Annotated in this window: 15 protein-coding genes and 1 pseudogene; 6 read left to right on the top strand and 10 right to left on the bottom strand. The window is 39.6% G+C overall.

The genetic code is table 11. From position 1 onward, the window contains the following. The first annotated feature begins 493 nt into the window (after window positions 1–493). The 3 genes from M23134_RS14760 (at window position 494) to M23134_RS14750 (ending at window position 4,451) form a co-directional block, all read left to right on the top strand. Window positions 494–1,036: a 3'-5' exonuclease gene (locus M23134_RS14760; RefSeq protein ID WP_002697456.1), complete on the top strand. Its 543-nt coding sequence runs from the start codon at window positions 494–496 to the stop codon at window positions 1,034–1,036. Window positions 1,037–1,147: 111 nt separating this feature from the next. Then, window positions 1,148–2,164 carry an ATP-grasp domain-containing protein gene (locus M23134_RS14755; RefSeq protein ID WP_002697455.1) on the top strand — a complete coding sequence of 339 codons (1,017 nt, stop codon included), beginning with the start codon at window positions 1,148–1,150 and terminating at the stop codon, window positions 2,162–2,164. A gap of 532 nt (window positions 2,165–2,696) precedes the next feature. Continuing rightward, complete coding sequence (locus M23134_RS14750; RefSeq protein WP_002697454.1) at window positions 2,697–4,451, top strand: ParB/RepB/Spo0J family partition protein; 1,755 nt, start codon at window positions 2,697–2,699, stop codon at window positions 4,449–4,451. A gap of 297 nt (window positions 4,452–4,748) precedes the next feature. Here M23134_RS14750 and M23134_RS14745 read toward each other — a convergent pair whose 3' ends face one another. The 5 genes from M23134_RS14745 to M23134_RS38165 form a co-directional block, all read right to left on the bottom strand. Further along, on the bottom strand, window positions 4,749–6,134 hold the full coding sequence (locus M23134_RS14745; RefSeq protein ID WP_002697453.1) for an aldehyde dehydrogenase family protein: 1,386 nt from the start codon (window positions 6,132–6,134) through the stop codon (window positions 4,749–4,751). A 30-nt stretch (window positions 6,135–6,164) separates the two neighbouring features. After that, window positions 6,165–7,808 carry an acetolactate synthase large subunit gene (locus tag M23134_RS14740; protein ID WP_002697452.1) on the bottom strand — a complete coding sequence of 548 codons (1,644 nt, stop codon included), beginning with the start codon at window positions 7,806–7,808 and terminating at the stop codon, window positions 6,165–6,167. A 222-nt stretch (window positions 7,809–8,030) separates the two neighbouring features. Continuing rightward, window positions 8,031–8,876, bottom strand: coding sequence for a sterol desaturase family protein (locus M23134_RS14735; protein ID WP_002697451.1), 846 nt, complete (start codon window positions 8,874–8,876; stop codon window positions 8,031–8,033). Then, complete coding sequence (locus M23134_RS14730; RefSeq protein ID WP_002697450.1) at window positions 8,876–9,307, bottom strand: hypothetical protein; 432 nt, start codon at window positions 9,305–9,307, stop codon at window positions 8,876–8,878. The genes M23134_RS14735 and M23134_RS14730 overlap by 1 nt, the downstream gene beginning before the upstream one ends. Window positions 9,308–9,435: 128 nt before the next feature. Then, window positions 9,436–9,855, bottom strand: a complete 420-nt coding sequence (locus M23134_RS38165; RefSeq protein WP_002697449.1) for a hypothetical protein — start codon at window positions 9,853–9,855, stop codon at window positions 9,436–9,438. Window positions 9,856–11,552: 1,697 nt separating this feature from the next. Here M23134_RS38165 and M23134_RS14720 point away from each other — a divergent pair. Then, entirely contained in the window at window positions 11,553–12,239 is a 687-nt protein-coding gene (locus M23134_RS14720; RefSeq protein ID WP_045113625.1) for a redoxin domain-containing protein, read from the top strand. A 188-nt stretch (window positions 12,240–12,427) separates the two neighbouring features. Here the strand turns inward: M23134_RS14720 and M23134_RS14715 are convergent, their stop codons facing one another. After that, the gene (locus M23134_RS14715) at window positions 12,428–13,129 is read right to left on the bottom strand and encodes an ATP-binding cassette domain-containing protein (protein ID WP_002697444.1); all 702 of its coding nucleotides are present in this window, start codon (window positions 13,127–13,129) and stop codon (window positions 12,428–12,430) included. A gap of 15 nt (window positions 13,130–13,144) precedes the next feature. After that, complete coding sequence (locus M23134_RS14710; protein ID WP_045113624.1) at window positions 13,145–14,098, bottom strand: hypothetical protein; 954 nt, start codon at window positions 14,096–14,098, stop codon at window positions 13,145–13,147. 112 nt (window positions 14,099–14,210) lie between these two features. Between M23134_RS14710 and M23134_RS14705 the strand changes: the two genes are divergently transcribed. Further along, on the top strand, window positions 14,211–17,093 hold the full coding sequence (locus M23134_RS14705) for a CHAT domain-containing protein (protein ID WP_045113623.1): 2,883 nt from the start codon (window positions 14,211–14,213) through the stop codon (window positions 17,091–17,093). 234 nt (window positions 17,094–17,327) lie between these two features. Here M23134_RS14705 and M23134_RS14700 read toward each other — a convergent pair whose 3' ends face one another. Together M23134_RS14700 and M23134_RS42080 are read right to left on the bottom strand one after the other, a co-directional pair. Beyond that, a complete protein-coding gene (locus M23134_RS14700) occupies window positions 17,328–18,458 on the bottom strand; it encodes an IS1634 family transposase (protein ID WP_002697440.1) in 1,131 nt (376 codons plus the stop codon). A 5-nt stretch (window positions 18,459–18,463) separates the two neighbouring features. After that, a pseudogene (locus tag M23134_RS42080) lies at window positions 18,464–18,975 on the bottom strand (IS1634 family transposase); the annotation flags it as partial. 53 nt (window positions 18,976–19,028) lie between these two features. On the opposite strand from M23134_RS42080, the gene M23134_RS14695 reads away from it, so the two are divergent. After that, entirely contained in the window at window positions 19,029–19,307 is a 279-nt protein-coding gene (locus M23134_RS14695) for a hypothetical protein (protein ID WP_045113622.1), read from the top strand. 310 nt (window positions 19,308–19,617) lie between these two features. On the opposite strand, the gene M23134_RS14690 is transcribed toward M23134_RS14695, so the two are convergent. Next, complete coding sequence (locus M23134_RS14690; protein ID WP_002697434.1) at window positions 19,618–21,288, bottom strand: AMP-binding protein; 1,671 nt, start codon at window positions 21,286–21,288, stop codon at window positions 19,618–19,620. Between the last annotated feature and the right edge of the window lie 16 nt (window positions 21,289–21,304).

Raw genomic sequence — 21,304 nt, 5'->3', positions numbered from 1 at the left:
GTTGCTTGTGTACCAAGCAAATTTAAAAATTAAAACTGATATTGAGAAATCATACAAGCATTGTAAAAGGGTTGTAAAGACTTAACTTTAAAATAAATTGCATATAACCAAAAAGTAATGCTTATTATGAGCAAATAATATTGAAAATATTCGCATAAAATTAAAGTTAAACCCACTTTATTTTTATCCAAACCCAGCGTATAAGCGTTCAAATACAACTGCCAAGGCATTTGTTTATTGATCGAAACCGTTGAAATCTTACATAAGGATAGGTGTAAAACTGGGCGCCGAACGCTGAAGCCGTAGGTTCGGTTGCCAGGTACCAAGTCAAGTACGAGACTCTTGGCTAACATCGCACAGGGCTGGGTTTCACAGATTTTGCACTTTGTTCTACGGTTTAGAACACCTGATTTTGAACCTGATTCACCTTTTCAACCTCTCGGCCTCCACTCGCAACAGCAACTTTATACATACGCTCACTTTCTTTAAAATTATGGCAAAAAAACTTGATAAAATTTTAGTAATAGATGTAGAATCTACTTGTTGGCAAGGACCACCACCCGAAGGGCAAGTAAGCGAAATTATAGAAATAGGCATTTGTGTATTTGATCTCAAAGAACGCCAACGTGAATCGCGCGAGGGTATCTTGGTAAAACCTACCCAATCTGAGGTGAGCCCGTTTTGTACCGAATTGACCACCATTACCCCAGAGTTGATAGATGCTGAGGGGGTAGACTTGAAAGAAGCTTGCCGCATTTTGCGCAAAAAGTACGAAAGCCAACAAAGAGTATGGGGCAGCTGGGGCGACTATGACCGACGGCAGTTTGAACGCAACTGTAAAAACCGGGGCATTGGCTACCCTTTTGGCACTAACCATCTCAACGTTAAAACTTTATTTGCTATTAAAAACTGCCTTGAGCGTGAGTTGGGCATGGATGGTGCGATGGAGTTGATGCAGTGGGAACTGGAAGGTACCCACCATAGAGGGGTAGATGATGCCTGGAACATTGCCCGATTAATGTCAACTTTGATTTAGGGCTTGACTCCCCAAAACAGGATTCAACAAAAGCTTTGATCATTGTTGGGGCATAATGGAGTTAATGGTTACTTTTGTGGCTCAATTGCTCACGCATTCAGACCAAATACAATGAAGTGGAAAAAGATATTTACTAAAATATATAAATGGGAGTTTTGGACATTTTGGGTGTTTTACATCCCTGTATACTACTATTGGGCTTATTGTTGGGCACGTACCCGCTCCATGTTTTTTTTTAGTGCAGCAAACCCTTCAATGGACATGGGTGGTTTTATTGATTACCCCAAAATGGAAATTTTTAAAATTATTCCCCCCGATTTGTTGCCCAAGATGGTATTTATTACCAACAAAGAAGAAAAACAACAAGCCGAACAAATGGCTACTGCCAAAGGCATTCAGTTTCCACTGATCGCCAAACCCAATCGCGGTGAACGGGGCAAAGGAGTGGCAAAAATTAAAAATCCAGCTCAACTAAAAACTTATCTGGATGCGGCCACTGATCATATTATTTTGCAGGATTTTGTAGAATATCCTCTGGAGTTTGGCATTATGTATTACCGCCTCCCCAACGAAACCAAAGGAAACATTACCTCTATAGTTCAAAAAGAGTTTTTGACCGTTACCGGAGATGGTAAGTCAACCGTACGACAGCTCATGCGCCAAAGCAAACGGGTGGCTTTGTACGAATCTCATGTGGAAGGTAGTTATCCTGAAATACTAGAAAAGGTTCCGGTGAAGGGAGAGGAAACCTTGCTAGAGCCCATTGGCAACCACTCACGCGGGACGATCTTTCGCAACTCGAATTATTTGATTAATGATCAATTGATTGATGTATTTGACCAAATGAGTAAACGTATTGAAGGTTTTTACTTTGGTCGTTATGACATCAAAGTACCTACAATGGAAGACCTGTATACAGGCAAAAATATTATTTTGATGGAGCTCAACGGGGTCAACTCTGAACCCGCCCATATTTATGACCCTGACATGAATATTTTTGCTGCTTACCGCGACTTACTTAAGCACTGGCAGGTATTGTACAAAGTAAGTACCCAAAATCACCAAAATGGAGTACCTTATATCGATAGCCGTGAGGCTTTTCCGAGATTGGTGCAGCATTATAAATAATGATGAACCGACCGTAGGAAGCCCTGCTTTAATTAATAATATTTTTCTTTTTATTCTTTTTTTAAAAACAATGCCCTGAGTGCTTTTTCAGGGCTTTTTTAATGTTCCTTATTTAATTTTTTGTCTAAATAAACTGACCGTTTATCGAGCATTTTTGACGTTTTATCTAAAACGTTTTGCAAGTTTCAAAAAAAATCCTACTTTTGTATTGCATAGCTGGTTGAAGGATCTTGGGGGTTAGGAATTCGTTCCTTCCCTCAAGTTTTTTTTTGCCCCTACCCTATCTGCATTTTCATCAACATTACTTTTCCTCAATTTATTGCTTCACAGGTCTACCCTATTTCCAATTCTCTGCTCATCAAACATTAAGACAAACTTCTAAATGGGCTTGATACACTCAAACAAAAGCTTTTCATTTTTAAGGTATTTTTGCTAAATTTGAATTAGCAAAATGGCATTCATTGCGTATTTTTGCTACAAATGCAAACATTGCAATGGTATTCACCCTAAATTTACTCACAACTTACCCTATATGGAAACGGCTGAATCAACTCCAAACACTTCTCCTGAAAGCGAAAAACACCTTAAAATAAAAAAGTCGCAGGTAGTAATGGTACCTGTAGAGCGCATTGATGTACACCCTGACAATCGCCCGTTGGGAATCAATGAAGAAAAAATTGCCCAACTTCAGATATTGATTCAACACGATGGTTTCGATAGTTCGCATCCTTTGGTAGTGCGTTTGCAAGACGAACGTTACCAGTTGGTAGAGGGTGAGCACCGCTTTAGGGCTGCCAAAGCGTTGGGTTACGAGGAACTCCCTTGTGTAATAAGGGTCATGGACAATACCGAAGCCTTGATTCAGTTGATTACCGGAAACATTCAGAGTGATAATAAACCTCTTGAAATAGGTTTGAACGCTCTAAAAGTAATACAAGCAGCGAATGAACAGGGTTTGTCAGTTACAAACTACGCCCAACGCCTGGGCATGTCTGAAACATCCATTAGGCGTTATATGCACGCCAGTGAAGCATTTCAATTTATCCAATCACAATTGCCCGCTGGGGCTTATATTCTCGAAGAGGTATACAAGCTCGAAGAGATTCAACGTTGCGCCCAAACCGACTGGATATGGCTGCATGACCTTATTACAGAAAAAGAACTGTCTAAGGCACAGGTCATAGAAATTTCGCAGGCAATCAGAGACATCAAAACCGACAACCCTGCCATTTATCAGTTTTTTGATTTTACAGCTATTCGCCAAAAAATAGCCCGTGAAATCATTCAGGGGCAAAAAACAGCGCATCGGGTATACAACGATTTGCTCGAAACATTTGAGACCAGTTACGAAAACCTCGACGAAAGCATTGAAAGTTATGAATACAATGTACTGCACGACGAAATAGAACAAGAAACGGTCAATTTGCGGGAGTGGTTTATAGAAAACCTCAAGTCGGTTTCGCCCTTGATCAAATCGGCTATATTAGAGGTTTACAAAGATGCCTTACAGCTCAAGCGTAGCAGTAGCAAAGAAGAAGCAGAAAGAGATGCGGCTTATTTTAGGGATAAAAAAAACCAAAAAGAGCGTGAAGAGCAAGAGCGCATAGAACGAGAAATGCGTCAGGTGTTGCCGGGTGAATGGTGGCAACTGGGCGAGCACTTGCTTTACTGTGGCAATGGGCAAGACCTGGTGTTTAGAGAAAGGTTGCCCGAAAAATCGGCTTGGGCTTATGCCAATTTTATTAAAAACAACCCTGAGCACCAAGACAATGACAGCACCACCCCTCACCTTGCCTGGCAACAATACGACTGGCTGGTACAGCGTGCCCAAGTAGTCACGACAATTGTACCTACCGAGGCCATTGCCCGTTTTTTAAGAGCCACCCAAATGCCTTATAAATGGTCATTGTCGGCAAAAATCAGTGAAAACGAAGGGCACTGGAATAGTTGGCTTTATTCGGCGGTTTTTTCAGCAGCCAAAAGCATTCGTCAGGCAACCGATTTAGTAGAAATACGCAACGCACCCAATATGTCGGGCGACTTACCCAAAGATTTGCTCAAATATTTTATTGAAGCTTTTTCTACTACTCACGACCCTATCATAGACCTTGAGGCAGGCGATGGCACACTATTATTACTTGCCGAAAAAAACAATCGGGTTTGTTATGCGGCAGAAGTCAACCAGGAAGCCTGCAAAAGGTTATTGGATGACTGGGAGCAAACAAGTGGTGGCAAGGCCCGCAAAATAGATGATGCAGCAGCAACCCTGCCTGAGATTACAGAATAGCTTATAGTTTTCAATAGGTGCAAGCTTTGAGCAACAAGCTTCTAGTACACTGGGAACTAATAAACAATTTATTTAATCCCTAATGCACTAGTTTTTGTAGCCATCTAATATACACCACACCTACCTTTTTGATCTTGCCTACACATTTGTAAAAGTATGTTTAAAGGAGGGGTTGAGAGTGAGAAAAAAATAAACCCTACTGAAAATGTTCAATCACTTTCAGTAGGGTTTTAACTTTACTTACCATTTGTTCTTACCAGTTGGTAGCCTGTTAAGTAATGGACAAAAAATAAGTTACTAAACATATTTACTCTTAATTACGGTCAGTTTTTCGCGAGTCATTTCGTGCATGCTGTATGGCACACCTCCCATACCAATCCCTGAGGCATCTCTGCCTCCAAAAGGCATCCAATCAACCCTGAAAGCAGTATGATCATTTACCATTACGGCAGTTGCATTCAATCGCTTGACACAATGCAAGGCAATGTCTATATTTTTGGTAAATACGGCCGCTTGAAAATGCACATCCAAACTATTGGCTATGTCAATGGCTTCGTCTCGGTCGGAGTAAGAGTAAATGCATACCACAGGCCCAAACACCTCTTCGGTTGACACCTTTACACTTGTGGGAGGGTCTAACAGTACGGTGGGCTGATAACAAGTATCAGAGATACGCTTGCCTCCACACAATAATTTAGCTCCCTTGTTTACTGCTTCATTTACCCACTCTTCTACCCGGTCTACTTCTTTGGGTGCTATCAAAGGCCCCACCTCGGTAGTCTCTAGTGTAGGATCGCCTACGGTTAATTTTTCGGCAATATCGGCAAGCTTGTTTGCCAGCTTGCTACAAATACTTTTATGGGCAAAAACCCTTTGTACTGATACACACACTTGCCCAGCATGGTAAAACCCTCCTTTAGCAAGTGTAGGTAGCATTTCATCAAAATTAGCGTCAGGCTCTACAATTACTGGAGCAGCTCCTCCGTGTTCGAGCGCACAACGGGTACCCGGAGCAAGTTTAGACTTAAGGTACCAACCCACTCGCGCTGAACCGATGAAAGAAAAATAGTTTACTCTTTTATCCGTGACTAAGTATTCGGCGGCTTCGTTTTCACAAATCACTGCCTGACACCAACCTTTTGGCAAACCGGCTTCTGTCAAAATATCTACCAATGCAAGGCAAGACAAGGGTGTGGTACGGGCAGGCTTTACAATCACCGGGCAGCCGGCAGCCACTGCAGTAACCACTTGATGTACAATCAGGTTGAGCGGATGGTTAAATGCACTTATCGAAGCCACTACCCCGATAGGTTCACGGGTGGTATAAGCAATACGGTTTTCTGAAGCTTTGGTCAACCCCATAGGCATTTGTTCTCCCCTGAGTTGTCCAATATGTTCTTTGGCAAGCTTTACTCCATTAATAGCTCGCGAAACTTCTACTTTAGAGTCTACCAAGGGCTTGCCCCCCTCTTGAGCAGCAGTTGTTGCGAGTTCATCAAATTTTTTCTCCATAATGGCAGCAGCCCGTTCCAAAATGGCAATGCGTTCGTGGGCAGGAATCCACTCCGATTGATCAAGAAATAACCCATAGGCTATCGAAAGTGCTTTTTCTATTTCTACCTTCCCTACTATAGGAAGCTCTTTAATAAGACTTAAGTCATAAGGTGATTTTACTTGTAACATCTTGATAGATAGTTTTTAGGTGATACTTTACTATTGCTTAACCCCTGCTTGTTGTTTAAGCAACACATTTAAAATAGAATGATTGAGAGAGTAGTCAACTGCCAGGTCTATAACGTGTACCCCGTCAGTATTGAGGGCTTTGTCGAGCATTTCAATGAACTCATCATCACTGGCAGGCCTATGACCAATGGCACCGTAACTTTCGGCATATTTCACAAAATCAGGGTTATTATAATCTAGCCCAAAATTATCAAAACCCATGTCTTCCTGTTTCCATTTAATCATTCCAAAAGCATTGTCATTCAGAATAATTACTGTAAGGTTTAACCCCAGACGCACTGCCGTTTCAAGCTCTTGTGAGTTCATCATAAAACCTCCGTCTCCACATACCGATACTACACGTTTCTCAGGGTTGAGTAATTTGGCACACATGGCCGATGGCAAACCTGCTCCCATAGAAGCAAGGGCATTGTCTAACAGCAAAGTATTGGGTTGGTAACAATGATAGTTTCGGGCAAACCATAGTTTATATACTCCATTATCTAGCGTAATAATGTCCTCTTCGGCAAGGGTTTGCCTTAATAGGTTTACCAAACGTTGAGGCAACATCGGGAAACGAATATCTTCAAAATACTTGCTTAAGTGTTCCCCTACCTTGATTTTGATTTTTTCGTAGTCAGCAAAATCCCAATTACTATGGTCATTGACCTGTTCGGCAAGCTTTTCTATATTAGAAGCAATGTCTCCCACTACATTCAGTTGCGGAAAATATACTTCGTCTACTTCAGCCGGAAAAAAGTTTAAATGAATGACCTTAGTACCACCTTGTTCCATAAAAAACGGTGGTTTTTCTATCACATCGTGCCCTACATTTATAATTAAGTCAGCCTTGCCAATAGCCGCGTGTACAAAGTCATGGTCAGACAAAGCAGCTGTGCCCAAAAAACGAGGGTGACGCTCGTCTACCACCCCTTTGCCCATTTGGGTATTAAAGAAGGGGATTTTGGTTTTTTCTAAAAACTCAGTCAAGGCCTTACTGGTTCTTTTGCGATTGGCTCCAGCTCCTATCAACACTAAGGGCATTTTGGCATTTTCTATCATCTTTGCCGCCTCACCAATCGTTTCTTTGTCGGCATCTGGACGGCGGTGTCCTACTACAGTAAATACCCGCTCTTGACACTCTTCTTCGGCAATGTCTTCGGGCAATTCTAAATGAACTGCGCCAGGGCGTTCTTCCATTGCCAAGCGAAAAGCCTCGCGTACCATAGAAGGAATATTATTACCATTGACAATCTGCCTGGTATACTTGGTGATGGGGCGAAACAAATCTACCACATCTATGATCTGAAAACGCCCTTGCTTGGACTTTTTAATAGGTTTTTGCCCAGTAATCATCATCATAGGCATGGCACCTAATTGGGCATAAGCAGCCGCCGTAGTAAAATTGGTGGCGCCTGGACCTAAGGTAGCTAAACAAACTCCGGGTTTGCCAGTGAGTCGGCCATAAGTAGCTGCCATAAACCCAGCGCCTTGCTCATGACGGGTAAGAATTAATTTTATTTTTGAGTTTTTCAGCGAATTCAAAAAATCAAGGTTTTCTTCTCCTGGGATTCCAAAAATATATTCAACCCCTTCATTTTCAAGTACTTTAATAAATAACTCTGATGCTTTCATGTGCTGTGTTGTTAATTACTCACTTTATGTGTGACATATACCTTCTGTGTTCTTGCTAAAGCAAGAACAATTCATCATGTCATCAATATAGTTAGTTCTTTTGCAAGAACCAGCAAAAGCATGCGAAATAAATAACAACCGTAGGAGCCCGAAATAAACAACGCCTAAAAATCGATGATCTTTAGGCGTTGGCAAGTATAATATAGTGTAATTGAGTGGAATCTACTCTTTACTTTGTCCTTGGTTGGTTTTAGAGCCTGCTCCAGTACTTTTCATTTTCTCCTCTATTTTGTCCCAGGTACCATCTGGCAATACAGGGGCAAGCATTTGTCCTACATAACTTTTGGGAAACTCTTCTTTAATACCAAATTTTTCGGGCTCCTTGTCTGGGCAAGTATAAGTACCAAAAATAACATCCATTAAAGGCGATATATTGGCATAGTTACCCGCATCCCGGTCAAGATCGTGGTGCCAATGATGTAACTCAGGAGCACCAATCAACATACGTAAAGGACCTAAGGGCAAACGCACATTTGAATGAATGTAAATAGCCCATATCCCTCGAAAAGCCACTACTCCTGCCAAGGTTTCTAGCGGAAAACCTATGATAAAAGCGGGTAAGTTAATCAACCCTATAGTATATATAGAGTCTAGGGGGTGTTCGCGATGAGCTGCCAGCCAGTCTAAATGCTCGGCACTGTGGTGCACTTTATGAAAACGCCACAAAAAACCTACTTTATGTTGTAGTCGATGCCCCCAATAGATGAGTAAATCACTCAACACAATGACCTCTATTGCCTGTAACCACCAAGCTTGATTGCGTAGCAAGAGTTGAAACTCGGCAGGAACGATAGTAGTGAGATAATCACTAAAATAACTCAATGCCCACAGTACCAACCCACCCCAAAGCAGGTATTGCCCCAGAAAAAAACATAAATCGAGCACCCAATGAGGGCGCAATATTTTTTGCTGGGCTTTTGCCGGAAACGCCTTTTCCATTGGGACAAACACTGCCATCAAAAAAAGTAAACTCAGCCCGGCGGCTTCCAGTAAATTCCAAAATTCCATTACTTTTTCTTTTGAGTTGCTTTTTTCTTTTTGCTCGTATCTTTTTTAGGTGTAAAAATCACCCCAGATTTAGAGCTGGGCATGATAGGCAGTTTTTTCTTTTTCTTGGGTTTAAACACTACTCCAGATTTGGAGCTGGGCAATACAGGGCGCTTTTTGTTCTTTTTAGGTCTAAATATTTTGCCAGACTTGGAGCTAGGGATAATTCGGGGGGAGTTCTTTTTACGAGGAGTGTCTATCTTGGTAACGCCTTTTTGCCCCTTCAACTTTTTCTGAGCCTTTGCTTTTTTAGTTTTGAGGGCGCTTCCATTGGGACTCAGTTGAATTGCAGAGGCTGAGTTGCCAAACCAACCTGCTCGATAAGCTATGAAAGACCCCATCAAGCTTACAAAAGACAGGAGGGTCAATGTTTTGATAATTGTGCGTTTCATTGGGTATTTTGATTAGTGTTTGTGCGATGTCGTTACTTTATATAAAGTAAACGTGTATTTCTAAAAATAAGATTTTATTTATAGAAAACAGCACGATACACTAAAAGCATTCTACAACTTGAAAGATACTATAACAACGGCTCCACGCTTCCGGTCAATAACCAATCTATTGCATCCTCCACAGTACCAAAAGCATTGTAAGTATATTTGTCGCTGGTTTGCCGAGGTTTTAGCAAATTATTGAGGGCAAATTTAGCAAATACATCTGGCGAGTATACATAAGCAGTACGAACAAGTCCTGCATTGATGGCTTTTGGTAACCATTCGTTATTTACCCAATCGTTGACAGCAGTAAAAGTTCCTTTCAACTCTACCAGGTTATTTAGCAAATAGGTTTGATCATGCGTTTTTGCATGAGCCAATATTGCTTCGCACCCTTGCTGAATGCCTTCCACTGATTGGTAACCAACCCAATGGCATATCAATAGGTTTTTGACCTTGTCATAAGAAATGACCAGGTTTTGTTGTTCTAAAATAATTTGAGTCATACTTACTAAATATTTTTATCGCCAGTAAAATGAGTTAGGAACTTGTTTAAAATTAATCGAAAAGACGGGAACTTCTGAACTTTACCCAGAAGATTTAGAAGCTCGGTTTGATGTATTGGAACACAAAGCTCATCGGAAATCACGCTGAACGCGCAAACTCAAACAAGCTCTCAATCAAAAACTCTAAATCTTTTGATGGGGAAGAGGTATTTTAATACTTCAAAAAAGAAAAAAAAGACTCTTTTTGAAGTATTGAGTTTAAAAAAGCGAGTAAAAAAAGTTGCAAAGAGAAAAAAAACGACATAAATGATAGGTATGTTCGCGACTTTTACCCCTAATATTATTAAATTATAAATGAAAAAATAAAGTAATCATTACTAGGTACTATTTTTGCTATAGAAAGTACATAACGAGCAGCGTTTTACATTATTGCTCTCCCTCCCCTAACAATCCATTTTTAAACCTCTCAAATACTTCTTGAAAATGTGCTTTAAACTGAAAGGTTGTCTCTATCATATTTAATAAAAAATGCTTGATGAAAGCATTATTGGTATTTTGCTTGTCTACCAATATCATACCGATAGTACTGATTTAGCAATAAAAACCCTATTTTCAAGCTTTATTAGCCCTTAGTTTCAATATTTCGTAAATCTATAAATTGTACAATAAAAAGGGAGTAAAATATTTTCACTATTATCTATACCATTGCCATAAACGTTGATATATGCCAGGCCTAGTGCTTGATACCATCCAAAACCAGCACTACCAGACAATATTTAACGCAAGCACCTGTTTTCTTTGTAGGTCTATTTGCCAGTCATTTATTAGCTATAACCGATTGTTACTATATCAAAAGTCATAGAACCAAAGGTGAACCCCGACATACGATGCATTATTCAATAAGCAAAGGGAAGCAGCATTGGAGGTACCTGATTTTGTTGAGCGCATAAAAAATGTAGCTTGAAATGAATTGAGGAGAGTTCAAATGCTATTAGTCATCTGAGCTAAATTGTACTTTTCAAATAAAAAAACTCTATGAAGCATTATTATAAATAATTTTGTAAAAAAACTTTTGTAAAAATGTTCGAGTTTTTTCGTATCTTGAATTCAGTTAGGAAATAGCAAAGGGTTTGTAGGTATTTTACCTATTACTAACTGGTCAAGTTTCTCATAACCTTCTGAGTTTTTGCCTGAGTTTTCACTAAAAAACGCTTGCACATCTGACAACTATTACCTTTGAGGACTGCTATTTCAAGATTTGATTTTAAGAAGTTTTAGCCTTAAAAAAGTCAAATTACTTGTATTTTATTACATTTGTAATACCCACTCTCAAAAGCTCTCTACATCTGACTTAAACCCTATTTTTTAAGCTAATATTTCAAGCTAACATTCCTCCTCAATTGCCTCAGATTTGGCTCCTAAGAAATTACTCCATTACTTTGTATCGTAATCAAAAACACAACATCACAACAAAATCTGAAATAGTGTTAATGATTCACAACAGCATCTACAACAATCACACTTCAAGCATTTTTACTCAGGTTTTTGTATAAAACATTACATTACCATAATGAGAAGTTGCTCAGAGAAAAGTTGTAGTACAAATTAGCTTATATTATTAAATATCTATCTTTTATATTCTTTTTCAGCTCTGCACTAAATTAAATTTATTTAACAACACAAAGCCTATTAAAATTATGAAATTCACAGCATCATCTGTATTAGTATTGGTATGTCTTTTTTTCTCAGTTTCATTGTCAAGCCATACCTTTAAAGGAAAAAAACCCGCCAAAAAAACCAAAAAGCATAGAACTTATAAATTGAATTCTTCAGTGAAGGATTTCAAGTTAAAGAACGCCGTTGATGGCAACATGGTGTCTTTGTCAGACTACCAAGATGCCAAGGGATTTATTTTGGTGTTTATCAGCAATAGCTGCCCTACTACTCAACTTTATGAAGAGCGCATTATCAAACTTCAGGAAAAATATGCTCACAAAGGTTACCAGGTAGTTGCAGTAAACCCTTATAACCCTACTTACCACCCACAAGAGGGTTTTGAAAACTCTAACAAAATGGCTACTCGCAAGCAATATAACTTTCCTTATTTAGTGAATGGTTATGAAGTTGCTCAACGCTTTGGTGCAATCAAAACACCTCAGGTATATGTATTACAAAAGAAAGGTAAGCGACTTAAAATCAAGTACATCGGAGCTATTGACAATAAGCCAAGATTGCCTAAGTACCATAATACTAAGTATACTGAAAGAGCGGTAAAAAGCTTGTTGGCTGGTAGCAAAAGATACACTAAGGTAACTCGCCCATTAGGAACTACCATTGACCACTACGTTCCTACCAAAGCTGATGAGTTGGTATCACGCAAGTAATCACACTGAATACAATACAACAGGTTTTGCTAACCTAAACGACGATCATTGTCTGCAAAACCTGACTAATCAAACCCAACAGATTGGCTCAAAATTTTAAAAGGTGTTAAATATAGAACAGGGGTTGTTCGGAGCTTTGAGTAAAACCAAAAACTTTGGACAACTTCTTTTCAACACACTGACCAATCTTATGACTTGTCGTTCAATAAATCATCAATTAACCGGGACGACTGCTGATTTAGAAAAGAGAACACTTCTTGTTCCAACTGATCAAATTCTCCTTTTACAAACATTCTTTCTATTTTTTTATGTTGTAAAAAACTGATTTGATCACATATAACGGTGAGTGATTCGAATATATGAGAAGTAATTAAAATAGTTCTCCCCTGTTGGGCTAATTTCTGTAAAACGGTTTGTATCTTACTATAGCTCTCTAAGTCTACTCCATTATAAGGTTCATCTAAGATTAACATGGGGCGATCTAGAGCCAAAACACCCAAAAAAGCTAACTTCTTCTTCATTCCGGTAGAATAGTTTTCTACCAATTTTTGAAGGGGCAAATCAAACAAAGCATTCCATTGATGTATATCAAACTGCGGATTTTTTAACTGAAATAACCTTAAATACTCCCAGCCGGTCATCTTTGCATAAAAAAAATTATGTGTTTCAAGATAAGCCATCTTTTGGGTAGTTGCTATGTTATTTTGCCAATAAATGACACCACTTTTTTTGGGTACCAACCCATACATAGCATTTAACAAACTGGTTTTGCCTGAACCATTCAGTCCCACAATCCCATGAATTTTACCTGGCTCTAACACCAAGTGCAGGTTTTCAATGACAGTAATACCTTTCTGATAACTTATGGTCAAGTCTTTGACTTCTAACATGGCGATAAAAATTAATCAACTTAAATAATCTTGCATATTGTTAATAGCCCGTCTATAGTAACGAATGACCCAAAATATGTTGACTAAAAAACTAAAAGGAGGCAAAAAGCAAAACATAATTGCCATTGTCATCAAGGTGTTGTTATGTGAAAGGTCTTCGTTGGGGGTATAACTTGCATACTTGAGCACTACGGCAAGGGTGAGTAATAAGGTTGATACAAACCCCACTGCTGGTAACACGAACCAATAGGTTGGGTTAAAAATAAGAAACCCTATCCAAAATGGGGCGTTCAATAGTCCAAATAAACGCAAAGTCTGGGCTATTTTCCACTGTACAAACCGATGGGCAGAACATTTAAATATTTCTACCATTTCTTTGGGCTCACATAACAGGTAAAACTGCACTGCTACAAGGGTAAGCAAAAATGTGATAATGGGGGCTACTGGAGCAAAAGCACAAAAGACCACACCCAATAACCACAAAGTGGCTAAATAAGGGAAACGTTGTCGTACTCCACTGATCCATTCAAAATGAAGGGGCGACCAAAATGTTTTGGAGTCCCACCAATGTATTTTTTTATAGACCCGATGCCTCACAGAAAGTTGGGGAATGAATGGTAAAACTAAACCTTCTAACAATAAGCTTAGGCTAACTACCCAATAATGTTTATAGGCAAAAATAATAATAAAAGTAAGCGATAGTATGCTGTACTCTACACAAAACAACCATTGCCAACGTACTCCCAGCCTTTTAAGAAAGTGATGATCGGGTCGTTTGAAGTGGATGCTTGCCAAAATAAAGCCCCAAAACCAAGCAAGATAATAAGGGTTTTTCATCCATAATTCAAGTGCCAAACGTGGCAAAAAAATCGTGATGGCTATGAGCAATACAATTACCCTAAGTAGCCCTATTTCTTGCATATAGCGAAACAGTTGTCGAGCCCTGAACTGTAACATAAATTGAATCATATACAAATGTAATCAATGCATTTAAATCTTATGTATTAATAGGTGTTTTTTTAATTTACTGTTTTTCACTAATTTTAGATAAACTTTGGCAAGTACCAATTACTCCATTTCTATGAAACTATTTTGGACAGGCGCTTACAGTTGGTTGTTAGCGATCACTGTCACCACATTTATACAAGCGCAAAGTCGTATTCCAGAAAACGTACAAAGACTCTGGGACAAAGCACAGACCCAAGCTAAGGCTAAGGCACTGGCAGCGGCAGCTACTGCTTATGAACAAGCCATCGATGCATTTAAAACTAAAAATACTCACCCTGACTATCAGGTAATTATGGCCCGTTTATACCATGAGCTTGCAATGCTGAACTCCACGGATAAATTAGTAAATTTCCAATTATTTTTTGAGTATCAGATGAAAGCTAAAGAGGCAATCCAACAAAGCAATGATACCCAATACAAAGGAGAGATTTTATACCAGACAGCCATTGCTCACTACTATTACCAACAGTTTAGAAAAGCCGCCCCTTTACTGGAAGAAACGATTGAATTGGCGCAGCAACGAAAAGACTATGTGTTGCAAATAAGAGCAATGAATGTTATTGGAAGGGTATACATGACGTTGTCATTATACGATATGAGCTTAAGTTATCTTGAAAAAGCAGAACGGTTGCTCCAACAACACCCCGACACACCCAAGGCATATGCAGGACAACTATACTCTAACCTTAGCCTACTTAAATATACCATTGATGATCAGACAAGTGCCTTGATTGATGCTCAAAAAGCCTTGCCTTTTTGGATGGCGGCTTATGGGGGGGAACACTTCCGAGTAGTGTCTATTTATAACCAGATTGCACGTATTTATTTTGCGCTGGGCAATACTCAACAAACCAAGGTGTATTTACAAAAAGTTTTTGCCATTGATAACCCTCACGTACGCAAAGGCAGGGGTGCCTACTTGACCCTTTTAGGTAATGTGCACCATCGCGAAAAACATTACCAAAAAGCCATTGGAGCATTTCGGGAAGCTATACAGGTACAAATCAGCACTTTTGGAGATGATACTGCTGACAATACCGAAATTTACCAACACCTTAGCAAGTCTTACCAAGCAAGTCAACAGTTTGAGTTAGCACTTCAAAGTATTCAAAGGGCTTTGATCTTAAATAACACCTTATTTACTTCTACTGATTTTGCTGATCACCCCACCCTGAAGGGGGCGGTTTATAATGAACTACAAATACATTTGCTAAGTGACAAAGCCACTATCTGGTATGAGTGGTTCAAAACAACTCAAAACATCGATTATTTGCACAAAGCATATCAAGTATATCACTTTTTGCTTCAAGAGGTAAAATATTGGAAAACAAGCTTAAATGATGAAAACAACTTATTACTGTTAATCAAACGGTCTAACTATATTTTCACCAACGCTATAGAGGTGTTGCACACACTTTATAAATTCACAAAACAACAACGTTACCTCAGAGAAGCTTTCCACATTACCGAACAAGCCAAAGCTTATGTATTGCTCAGGTCGTTGTATGTGTCTGGCAAGTCGCCAGGGAGTGCCAACAACCAGATTGAAAATAAGATTACAAATCGCCTCAAAGATTTGAAAGAGCACCTTATAGCAGAGGAGAATAAGCCTAACCCTGACACCAGAAAAGTGGTGGATTACAAAGACCAAATATTTGAACTTAAAGCCAGCCGGGATAGCTTACGACAGTCTTTTCAAAAGTTTTCGCCAGAATACTACCAAACAAAGTATCAATTTAAAATTGCCTCGGTACCAAGCATACAACACAAAATTTTGGGCAAGCAAGAGGCTTTGATTGAATATATGCTGGCTGACAATGCTGTATTTATATTTACTGTTACGCCACAAAGCATCACCCTGAAAAAGGTAAAATTCTCTGCCAATATTAAAGAGCGTATCAAGGATTTACGTAAAAGTATTACCCACAAAAACTTTCAGGAGTTTATCAGACACAGCCACTTTTTTTATCAAAAACTGATACAACCTATTGCTTTGCCCAAGCAGGTCAACAAACTACACATTGTGCCTAGTGGTGTGCTCTATCATTTGCCTTGGGAAGCACTCATTACCCAACTCCCCACAAGCAATCAGGCCAACTATAGCCAGTTGGATTACTTGCTCAAAAACTACGTGATTAGCTATGATTATTCGGCTACTCTTGTATTAAACAAAATGATTCGAAAAAAAATAATTAGCACGGCACAATTACTCGCTTTTGCTCCTGAGTTTAACAGCCAAACTGGCTCTAGTGATGATACTCTCAGAAATAAACTGTCGTCGCTTACAGGTGCCCAAAATGAGGTAAAAGTACTACATACGCTTTATCAGGGAGAGTTGTTTACCGGGCAGCGGGCTACTGAACAAGCATTTAGGGCACATATCAAAAACACTTCGGTGCTCCACCTTGCCACACACGCGGTTATCAATGACCAACGCCCAGCTTTGTCGCGATTGCTGTTTAGTTTATCGCCCCACGATACTGTCAACGATGGGTACTTACACGCTTATGAATTACACAATTTACGACTCAATACTGAACTGGTAACCTTGAGTGCTTGCAATACTGGTTTTGGCAAAATACAAACGGGAGAAGGGGTTATGAGTCTGGGAAGGGCATTTGCTTACGCTGGAAGCCCCAATGTGTTGATGAGCCTGTGGAGTGTACCAGACCAAAGTACGGCTAAAATAATGACTGAGTTTTACAAACACCTAGCAGATGGCGTACCTAAGGATGTGGCACTACAACGTGCCAAGCTTACTTATATTGCCGACTCAGACCATATCACCAGCAATCCTTTTTACTGGAGTAGTTTTGTACTTATTGGCAATCCGCAACCCCTACAACTACAACCTGCCAAAGCTTTTTACCAAGGGAGTTTTTTTGTATGGTGTGGCATCACGTTTTTCGGTATTCTTATATTTTTGTGGGCAGGACAACGTTTCTTTAGCAAGTAGCACCACAAGGGTTTAGCTCTGTAATAAATTATGCTCAATTCATTTTGTTTAAATGCTTTTTTTAGTTAATTTTAAACAAAATGTTTAAATTGCATACTATGAAAAACGAAGAAAAAATACTGGAGCTGCTTGCTGAAAGCCTCAAGAAGCTTGATCAAAACAGCAAAGTACCCGACTTTCCGCACCTGTGTAGCTAAAACCGAGTAATTTATTAAACCACTGTTTATGAGGCGTTTATTCAAGGAGATAGTATTTCCTAACTTCTTGCCCCAGTAACCTAATGACCTTTGTATGCATCTCATTCATATTAAGAATGAGCATAGGTTGTTCTTGATTAACCCACAAGCAGTGAATGCCTCTAAAAAACTCGAAAATCCATTTCATTGTGGGTTTTTGAGTTTCTTTTTTAGTTTGATCCAGGACAAACTCCTTTTCCTGCTGCAGGTTTTTTCTTAATTCTCTCTCCAAAGCTGCATACACCATCAGCGACAATGCCATAATCATGAGTATAGCTTCAAGTCTCTCTGGCTTTTTTACAAAGAAGCTATCAGCAAGGAAAGCTTTATCTTTCAAAAACCTAAAACCTTTCTCGACATTAGATTGTCCTTTGTAAGCCAGTAGTTTATGTCCATTCCCCCACCTTTGTGCTGTATCATTGGAAGCAATCACAAACTTGCCCTGTTTTTGTCTTAGTTGTTCATAGTGTGTGAGTTTGGTTAGTGGACACCCTGTAATACGATACCCTATGGTCTGTTTTTGAGCTCCTTTGGGAGGTTTACCTGGTTTTTTAAACCCCTTGACTTGTTGAAAATTCAGGTCTTCTATTGACAAGTACTGGCACTTTTTTGAAAATTGTTCCCAGGCTTTTTCTGCATCCTGTTTACAGCTAAAAACCTTTTTGCAAAGCTTGATAAAGTCTTGGTGCTCTTCACTGCTTTTTTTTAGGTAACGTTTTTTCAAACTATGAACATCCCGCTTATAACCTGCCTCAGAAAAGACAACCATCCATTCTTGTCTTACACCTCCATAGCTGTTGCATACTTTCTGGTAGCGGTAGTTTTTCAATTTTTCTTCTGTGAAGAATTGCATATGCTCTGGCTGTACCTGTAGGAGTAATTCTTGAACAGCAGTAAGCTTGGAAGGAACACGGGTGATCCAATAATGCCGACCTGAGATTTTACCGATGGTTTCCTCAGTGTATAAGGCACTATCTGCCACCCAACATATAGGCTGACCATTATTCTGCCAACGTTCTACATAATCATCAATGGTTTGACCAAAGCTTGTTTGGTCACTTGTATTGCCATGCAAACCTTCCATAACCAAAGGTATGCCTGAGGAGTTTTCTACTACCAAGTTAAGCATTACCTGATTTAGGTCAGGGCGGTGATCCCGGCTGTAACCTTGGGTGATGTGAAGGCAAGAACTCTGCTTCGTTAAGTTCACTATTATATTGCCCTTCCAACCCAAAACTGGTCGCATCCAAGTGGCGAAACTCTGAGTCTACTTCTTCTGACAAACCCAGTATTTCATAACTCTGTGCAGCCAAATGGCTGAATAACTCACTTACACCAAAGGCATACAAATCATCCAAGCAACGACCAAGACGATCATCATTGAACATTTCTGCGCTTAGATTTTCTCCTAATAAGTGAGCAACAGGCTTATCAGAAAAAAAATGAGGACTCAGGTATAAGCGACGCTCGGCAAAACCTAAACCATTTAAAATCAAGGCTTTGACGCAAGTACCTGTGCTTACTTGATGAAGCCCATTGGTGTTAGGTAAAAGCTCATCTATTTTAGAGCTCAAGTTTAAACGATCACACATGCCACTTACCAACCCTAAGTGGTCAAGGTTTTTACTTATGGGAAATGATTGCATACCAAAAAGTAAAACTTTTGGTCGACATAAAAAAATAATGCTTTTGCAATCAAGTGATTACATCAATTATTTGTTTTCCCGAACATACGTGCGGAAAGTCGGAAGTACTTGATAAACACGGTAAAACACTTGACAAACACAGCACAATACTTAACAAACACAGCACGCAAATACAAAGACTGGTGGATGTACAAGTCACTCAAACCGACATTATGCGTGGAATGGCTATTGACATTCATGAGCTTAAAAACACGAATGTGAGCATTGCCGAACTAGAAAAGCGAGTGGATGAACTGGAGAAGTATACTGGTAAAAAATACAATAGTCCATAGTATTTAGTCGATAGTCCATAGCTGATTCGAGTAAATGTTCACCTTGTTAAATGCTGTAAACCAGTATTTTATATTAAGATTGTATACTCACTTTATTTTTAAAAGTGTTTCGGTTTTACGCCTAAACACCCAATTAAATAGTTTTTAAATTCATCAATGACTGATAACCGAGCCTCTGGCGAGCTCAACAAAGTTAATCAGCAAACAACTTTGACTAAAATCACTGCGGAGTATTGAAATAAAGGCATTGATATAAAAACCCCTCACTGATAAAATTGGCATTATCAACGAGGGGTTTTATTTTATAAAGCTAAACCTGTTTTAGCTCATCTTTGAGTTTCTTACGCAAAATTTTACCCACATTCGACTTAGGTAAATCCTCTCGAAACTCTACTTCTTTGGGCACTTTATACCCTGCCAGATTATTTTTACAGTAACCTATCACATCGGCTTGGGTAAGGTTAGCATCTTTTTTTACTATATATACCTTTACCCGTTCAGTAGCCTTGGCATCGGGTATGCCTATAGCAGCTACCTCTAACACACCATCGTGCCCTGCCACTACATCTTCTACCTCATTAGGATACACGTTGAACCCTGACACCAAAATCATATCTTTCTTACGGTCTACAATTCTGAAAAAACCATCAGGTTCCATCAAACCAATGTCTCCAGTACGGAACCAGTTATCAGGAAAAAAAGTTTTGGCGGTCTCGTCGGGTCTACCGTGGTATCCACTCATTATCTGAGGACCACGTGCACATATTTCGCCTGGTTCGCCTTGAGCTACTTCGTGACCATCATCGTCTAAAATCTTCAGTTCAGTGCTTGGCAAAGGTAGTCCTATGCAACCAATGCGGGCGTTGCCGTCCAATGGATTACAGCTCAGCACTGGCGAGGTTTCGCTTAAGCCATATCCCTCGGCTACTTGTACACCTGTTGCTTTTTCCCAGCGTTCAGCTACAGGTTTTTGTACTGCCATACCACCGGCTACTACAAACTTGGTATGAGACCAGTCTACCTGGGTAAAACCATCAGTATTTAATAAGCCATTGAAGAGGGTATTTAAACCGGTAAATAAAGTGGGTGGGTTTTGAATCAAGGTTTTGACAAAACCAGGCATATCGCGGGGGTTGGTAATCAGCACACTTTTGGCGCCTACGTGTGCCATCAGCAAACAGTTTACTGTCAAAGCAAACACGTGGTATAAAGGCAAGGCAGTAATCATTACTTCTTTGCCTTCTTCGAGTCCTATAAACCAAGCCTTGTTTTGGGTAAGATTTGCCACTATGTTTCGATGACTAAGGGTAGCTCCTTTAGAAACTCCGGTAGTACCTCCGGTATATTGTAAAAAAGCAGTATCAGTATTTACCAGTTCAGGTTTAGCAAAACTCATACTCTGCCCCTTTCGTAAAGTATCTTTAAAGCGGATCATGCCAGGAATACGAAACGCAGGCACCATTTTTTTGAAATGTTTCACTACAAAGTTAGTAATCAAACCTTTAAAAGTGCCTAGCATGTCGCCTACCTCGGTAACAATCACATTTTTGATTTTAGTTTCGGATAAAGCTGTTTGCAGTTTATCGGCAAAGTTTGCCAAAATAACGACCGTTTCCACTCCAGCATCATTGTATTGGTGCACCATTTCGCGCACAGTATACAAAGGGTTTACATTGACAACAACCAGCCCCGCACGCAAAGCTCCAAATAATGCCACAGGATACTGAAGCAAGTTGGGCATTTGTAAACCTATTCTATCACCTTTTTTTAGCCCCAGACTTTGCAAGTAAGCAGCAAAGTTACGAGAAGCTTGGTCTATTTGTGCATAAGAAAGGTCTACTCCCATATTGGAGTAAGCTGGCTTGTTGGCAAACTTTTGAAAACTCTCTTCAATGATTGCCACTACTGAACTATATTTATCTGGGTCTATTTCTGTTACAATACCCTTTGGGTACTTTTGATGCCAAGGAAAATCCGCCATCGAGTCTAATTTTTCG

It is taken from the genome of Microscilla marina ATCC 23134 (genome assembly GCF_000169175.1).
Lineage (GTDB): Bacteria > Bacteroidota > Bacteroidia > Cytophagales > Microscillaceae > Microscilla > Microscilla marina.
This window is presented reverse-complemented; position numbering and strand designations above follow the sequence as displayed.

Excerpts from the sequence above, each read along its gene's own strand:
- M23134_RS14760 (WP_002697456.1), top strand. The coding sequence starts at position 494 with ATGGCAAAAAAACTTGATAAAATTTTAGTAATAGATGTAGAATCTACT.
- M23134_RS14755 (WP_002697455.1), top strand. The coding sequence starts at position 1,148 with ATGAAGTGGAAAAAGATATTTACTAAAATATATAAATGGGAGTTTTGG.
- M23134_RS14750 (WP_002697454.1), top strand. The coding sequence starts at position 2,697 with ATGGAAACGGCTGAATCAACTCCAAACACTTCTCCTGAAAGCGAAAAA.
- M23134_RS14745 (WP_002697453.1), bottom strand. The coding sequence starts at position 6,134 with ATGTTACAAGTAAAATCACCTTATGACTTAAGTCTTATTAAAGAGCTT.
- M23134_RS14740 (WP_002697452.1), bottom strand. The coding sequence starts at position 7,808 with ATGAAAGCATCAGAGTTATTTATTAAAGTACTTGAAAATGAAGGGGTT.
- M23134_RS14735 (WP_002697451.1), bottom strand. The coding sequence starts at position 8,876 with ATGGAATTTTGGAATTTACTGGAAGCCGCCGGGCTGAGTTTACTTTTT.
- M23134_RS14730 (WP_002697450.1), bottom strand. The coding sequence starts at position 9,307 with ATGAAACGCACAATTATCAAAACATTGACCCTCCTGTCTTTTGTAAGC.
- M23134_RS38165 (WP_002697449.1), bottom strand. The coding sequence starts at position 9,855 with ATGACTCAAATTATTTTAGAACAACAAAACCTGGTCATTTCTTATGAC.
- M23134_RS14720 (WP_045113625.1), top strand. The coding sequence starts at position 11,553 with ATGAAATTCACAGCATCATCTGTATTAGTATTGGTATGTCTTTTTTTC.
- M23134_RS14715 (WP_002697444.1), bottom strand. The coding sequence starts at position 13,129 with ATGTTAGAAGTCAAAGACTTGACCATAAGTTATCAGAAAGGTATTACT.
- M23134_RS14710 (WP_045113624.1), bottom strand. The coding sequence starts at position 14,098 with ATGATTCAATTTATGTTACAGTTCAGGGCTCGACAACTGTTTCGCTAT.
- M23134_RS14705 (WP_045113623.1), top strand. The coding sequence starts at position 14,211 with ATGAAACTATTTTGGACAGGCGCTTACAGTTGGTTGTTAGCGATCACT.
- M23134_RS14700 (WP_002697440.1), bottom strand. The coding sequence starts at position 18,458 with ATGCTTAACTTGGTAGTAGAAAACTCCTCAGGCATACCTTTGGTTATG.
- M23134_RS14690 (WP_002697434.1), bottom strand. The coding sequence starts at position 21,288 with ATGGCGGATTTTCCTTGGCATCAAAAGTACCCAAAGGGTATTGTAACA.